The sequence below is a fragment of the Skermanella sp. genome (assembly GCF_059503625.1).
In genome coordinates, this window is record NZ_JCACHA010001089.1 from 1 (window position 1) to 5,602 (window position 5,602).

The window sequence follows — 5,602 nt, forward strand, 5'->3', positions numbered from 1 at the left end:
ACGACTATGACGACGCCTGCCAGTCCGGCGAGGACTGGATGCCGCTTCAGGACGACGAGATCTACTATGACGGCCAGATCATCGGTCTGGTCGTCGCCGATACGCTGGAGCGCGCGATCCACGCCGCCGATCTGGTCGAGACCAGCTATCAGTCCTGCCGCCCGATGGTCGATCTTACCGCAGCCCTGAAGAAGCCGGACGCCACCCAGCCGGCTACGGCGCTGGGTCAGCCGCTTCAGTACGAGCGCGGCGATGTCGACAAGGCCCTGACGAAATCGCCGGTCCGGATCGACCGGACCTACACGACGCCGGTCCAGCACCATAACCCGCTGGAACCGCATGCGTCGGTCGCGGATTGGTCCGGCGACGGCAGTTCCCTGACGCTTCACGAAACGAGCCAGTGGGTCGTCAACAGCCGCAACTCGATCGCCCGAATGCTGGGCATCGACCAGTCCAAGGTTACGGTGCGGGTGCTGTCGCCCTTCCTGGGGGGAGGGTTCGGCTCCAAGGGTTATGCCTGGGCCTTCTCGGCGCTGACGGCCGCCGCCGCCCGCGAACTCGGGTGTCCGGTCAAGCTGGTGCTGTCGCGCCGCCAGATGTACAGCCTGAACGGTCACCGGCCATCCACCACCCAGACCGTGACGCTAGGGTCGGACCGGCGCGGGCGGCTGAAGGCGACGCGCCATCTGTGCGGCACCTACACGTCCAAGGTGTTCGAGTATATCGAGCCGGTCGTGCTCTCCACCCAGTTGCTCTACAGGTGCTCCAGTCTCCAGACCGGGTTCGATCTGGCGCGCATGAATACCGGCACGCCTACCCCGATGCGTGGCCCCGGCGAGACGCCCGGATTGTTCGCGCTGGAGTCGGCGATGGACGAGCTGGCGTTCGCGACCGGCGCCGATCCGATGGAACTCCGCCGGCTGAACTATGCCGAGCGCGACCCGCGCACCAACAACCGCCAGCGCTGGTCGTCCAAGCACCTGGAAGAGTGCTACGTCAGGAGCGCCGAGGAGTTCGGCTGGAAGGACCGCCCGAAGAAGCCGGCGAGCCGGCGGAACGGGCGCTGGCTGATCGGCTACGGTATGGCGAGTGCCACGTATCCGGCGCAGAATACGTCTTCCAGCGTCAAGGTCAGCCTGACCGCCGACGGCAGGGCCGAGATCGAGGTCGCCAGCCATGACCTCGGCACCGGCACCTACACGATCCTCTGCCAGTTCGCCGCGAACGAGCTGGACCTGCCGGTGTCGAAGGTGAGCTGCCGGCTGGCCGACACCTTCCTGCCGCCCGGCCCGTGCGCCGGCGGATCGCAGACGGTCGCGAGCGTCGGTCCCGCCGTGATCGCAGCCTGCAACAAGCTGCTGGCGTTCCGTAAAGCCGGCATGCCGGGCGAGGAGACGGTAACGATCCCCGGCAGCCAGCCCAACGGCTTCTCCTGGCAGTCCTTCGGCGCACAGTTCGCGGAGGTGAGGGTCGATGCGGCGTTGGGCCGCATCCGCGTCCACCGATTCCTGGGCATCTACGATGTCGGTCGGATCATCAACGAAAAGACCGCCCGCAGCCAGGTCCATGGCGGCATCATCCAGGGCATCGGCATGGCGCTGATGGAGGCGACGGCGTTCGATCCATATTTCGGCCGGGTCATGACGCCCAACCTTGCCGACTACCATTTCCCGGTGAACGCGGATGTCCACGGCATCCGGGTGTCGTTCATCGACGAGCCGGACCCGCATTTCGGCCCGCTGGGCGCTCGCGGCCTGGGCGAACTGCCGCTGACCGGTGCGGCGGCGGCCGTCGCCAACGCCGTCTTCAACGCCACGGGCATACGCGTGCGCGATCTGCCGATCCTGCCGGATACGATCCTGGCAAAGGGCTGAGGAGCCGTCGGCGGGGAGTGTCCGGCGCTCCCCGCCCGGTGCTTTTTCGCAGAACCCGGCCCTTTCTCGAAGAAGTGGTAGCCGCGACGATCATCCCCGTTGTTCACCTATGGTTAATTTTTGCGGGCCTATAAAAAAGCAGCAACATACCGGGCGCTTAGTGGCGGGCTCCACAGCCGGAAACGCCGGCGTCGGTCAGACTGACCGTATCAGGCACTTGGCCCGCTTACTGTCCCGATGGAGAATTGTGTTATGGCCGCGTCCATGACCCGCGCCCTCCAGGCGATCAAGCGTTACAACCGTCAACCCGACCAGATCGACAGCATCATCCTTGCTGCCATCAACATCACGCTATGTCTTGCCTCCGATGGCGACGACAAGGTTGCCGAAGGCTTCAACCAGGATATCGTGACGAACGGCCAGCGCTTCGGCACCTGCCACTGAAGGCGGCGGCGCCCGTCCGGCGCGGATCCAGCTTGACCGGCGGTGGCTGCCGCAAATGGTCGCGGGTCTAAAAGGCAATAATACCGCTCATGGACAGGCGCGTACCTATTTCCGCCATAATGATGTAATATTTCTTTCCCTTGAAGCGGTTGCTTCTGTCTAGCCTGCCGCCTGCCTTTGTCCTTCCGGGACTAACACGCGATAAGGCACGTTTCCCAAGGCAGAACTTGCGGTCATCGAACCGCCAGCACAACACCGCCACTGCCCCAAAAGATATGGGATACTTGCCCAAGTCTTTTCCCGCTCGACATCTGCTTGCCGTCGTGACGATTATTCAACGGTAGCAAGCCTCCGGCAGCCCCTCCCCCATGCTGCATTGCAATGCCGCACTGCCGCAAACCTGGGCGGGTGCCGTTGACTCGGGTCCCCCATCGGCGTAAATCAAGCCCGCAAAACAAAAATCCGGGTTTTCGCACGAGCCGCGCTCGTCGCAGTGCGGCAGCCCAAGCGAGGATGTCAGATATGTCGAACGGCAGTCGGCCGCTTTCACCCCATCTGCAAATTTACCGACCACAGATCACCACCGTTCTGTCCATCTCTCACCGCATTACCGGTATCGTTCTGTCGGTGGGGGCCATCGTGCTGGTCTGGTGGCTGCTCGCCGCCTCCGGCGGGCCGGAGAGCTACGCGCGGGCTGCCGGGTTCCTGGGGTCGTTCTTCGGCCTTCTGTTCCTGTTCGCCTGGACTTACGCCCTGTGGTTCCACTTCTGCGCCGGTATCCGGCACCTTGTCTGGGATGTCGGCTATGGCCTGGAACTCCCGCAGGTGTATCTCGGTGGCTGGATCGTCGTGGGCGCATCGGTCGGTCTCACGATCCTGACCTGGATCGTAGCCCTGATCGTGTGGTGAGGAATACCAATGGCAAATACCAGTTCTAATCCCGGCCTGCGCACCCAGCTCGGCCGCGTCCGCGGCCTCGGCTCCGCCAAGGCCGGTTCCCACCATTGGTGGCTGTCACGGCTGTCTTCCCTGGCCCTGATCCCGCTGACCCTGTGGTTCGTCTTCGGTGCCTTGAGCATCGTCGGCGACGGACACGCGGCGGCGGTCGAGTGGCTAAGCTCGCCCTTTTCGGCCGTTATGGCGATCCTGTTCGTCGGTGTGACGTTTCAGCACACCGCCTCCGGTATCCAAGTCGTTCTGGAAGACTATGTTCATAACGAACTGGTGAAGATGGCAACGATTATCGCTGCCAAGTTCCTGTGCTTCGCTCTCGCGGTCGCCGGAATTTTCGCCATTCTCAAGATTGCATTCGGAGGCTGAGGCAGCGATGGCGACCGCCTATCAGATTATCGACCACACCTACGACGTCGTCGTCGTGGGCGCCGGCGGAGCCGGCCTGCGGGCCACCTTCGGCATGGCGGAAAAGGGCTTGAAGACCGCTTGCATCACCAAGGTGTTCCCCACCCGCAGCCACACGGTCGCGGCGCAGGGCGGCATCAGCGCGGCGCTCGGCAACATGGGCGAGGACGACTGGCGCTGGCACATGTACGACACCGTCAAGGGGTCGGACTGGCTGGGCGACCAGGACGCGATCGAGTACATGTGCCGGGAGGCGATGCCCGCCATCATCGAGCTCGAGCACTACGGCGTGCCGTTCTCGCGGACCCCGGAAGGCAAGATCTACCAGCGCGCCTTCGGCGGCATGACCACCAAGTACGGTGAAGGCCGCGCGTACCGCACCTGCGCCGCCGCCGACCGTACCGGCCACGCCATCCTGCACACCCTGTATCAGCAGTCGCTGAAGCACGAGGCGGAGTTCTTCGTCGAGTACTTCGCGCTCGACCTGATCATGGACGAGGACGGCGTCTGCCGCGGCGTCATGGCCTGGAACCTGGACGACGGCACGATCCACCGGTTCAACGCCCATCTGGTGGTGCTGGCGACCGGCGGCTACGGCCGCGCCTACTTCTCCTGCACGTCCGCCCATACCTGCACCGGCGACGGCAACGCCATGATCCTGCGCGCCGGCCTGCCGCTCCAGGACATGGAGTTCGTGCAGTTCCACCCGACCGGCATCTACGGTTCGGGCTGCCTGATCACCGAGGGCGTACGCGGCGAGGGCGGGTATCTGACAAACTCGACCGGCGAGCGCTTCATGGAGCGCTATGCGCCGTCGGCCAAGGACCTTGCGTCCCGCGACGTCGTCAGCCGTTCCATGACGATCGAGATCCGTGAAGGCCGGGGCGTCGGTACCCACAAGGACCACATCCACCTTCACCTCGAGCACCTTGACCCCTCGATCATCCACGAACGCCTGCCCGGCATCGCCGAGACGGCCAAGATCTTCGCGGATGTCGACGTCGCCAAGGAGCCGATCCCGGTCCTGCCGACCGTCCACTACAACATGGGCGGCATTCCGACCAACTACCGCTGCGAAGTCGTCCGTCCGACCCCGGACAACCCCGATCAGGTGGTTCCGGGATTGATGGCGATCGGCGAGGCCGCCTGCGTGTCGGTCCACGGCGCCAACCGCCTGGGCTCCAACTCGCTGCTCGACCTGGTCGTGTTCGGCCGCGCCGCCGCGATCCGGGCCGCCGAAATCATCGACAAGGGCTCCTCGCACAAGCCGACGCCCAAGGGCGGCGCCGATCTGGCGCTGGAACGTCTCGACCGGCTGCGGCATGCCAAGGGCGAGGTCCGCGTCGCCGATCTGCGCGCCGAGATGCAGCGCAACATGCAGAACAACTGCGCAGTGTTCCGCACCGGCGAGGTCCTGGAAGAGGGCGTGCAGCTCATGCAGGAAGCTTGGAAGAAGCGTCCGCATGTGAGCGTCACCGACCGTACGATGGTCTGGAACTCGGACCTTGTCGAAGCCATCGAGCTGGACAATCTGATGTATCAGGCTGTTGTCACGATGAATTCGGCGGCCAACCGGACGGAAAGCCGCGGGGGCCATGCCCGCGAGGATTATCCGGACCGTGACGACGAGAACTGGATGAAGCATACGGTGACCAGCATCGACGAGAGCGGCAAGACGACTTTCGAGTTCCGTCCTGTCCACCTCTACACGCTGACCAACGAGGTCCAGCCCTTCCCGCCGAAGGCACGCGTTTACTGATCACACGAGCCATAACAGAAAAGCCGGAGCGGCTTATACCCGCTCCGGCCCCGGCCCGCGGCGTGAGGCGGGCGAGGTTTTCGAGGATTTGGTACGATGGTTGAGTTCGCGCTACCCCGCAATTCGCGGATCACGCCGGGCAAGAAGGTCTCGATAGCCAAGGGCG

5 protein-coding genes are annotated in these 5,602 nt (G+C 64.3%); all 5 read left to right on the forward strand.

The window, feature by feature from the left end; all coding sequences use genetic code 11:
• Positions 1-1,874 (forward strand): xanthine dehydrogenase family protein molybdopterin-binding subunit (locus AC5JJ6_RS39210; protein ID WP_496047237.1); only part of this gene is annotated, 1,874 nt, incomplete at its 5' end.
• A gap of 252 nt (positions 1,875-2,126) precedes the next feature.
• The gene (locus AC5JJ6_RS39215; RefSeq protein WP_496047238.1) at positions 2,127-2,318 is read left to right on the forward strand and encodes a hypothetical protein; all 192 of its coding nucleotides are present in this window, start codon (positions 2,127-2,129) and stop codon (positions 2,316-2,318) included.
• A gap of 522 nt (positions 2,319-2,840) precedes the next feature.
• Positions 2,841-3,227: a succinate dehydrogenase, cytochrome b556 subunit gene (sdhC, locus tag AC5JJ6_RS39220; protein WP_496047239.1), complete on the forward strand. Its 387-nt coding sequence runs from the start codon at positions 2,841-2,843 to the stop codon at positions 3,225-3,227.
• Between the two features lie 9 nt (positions 3,228-3,236).
• Positions 3,237-3,638, forward strand: coding sequence for a succinate dehydrogenase, hydrophobic membrane anchor protein (sdhD, locus tag AC5JJ6_RS39225; RefSeq protein WP_496047240.1), 402 nt, complete (start codon positions 3,237-3,239; stop codon positions 3,636-3,638).
• A 7-nt stretch (positions 3,639-3,645) separates the two neighbouring features.
• A complete protein-coding gene (gene sdhA, locus AC5JJ6_RS39230) occupies positions 3,646-5,436 on the forward strand; it encodes a succinate dehydrogenase flavoprotein subunit (protein ID WP_496047241.1) in 1,791 nt (596 codons plus the stop codon).
• Positions 5,437-5,602 lie beyond the last annotated feature (166 nt).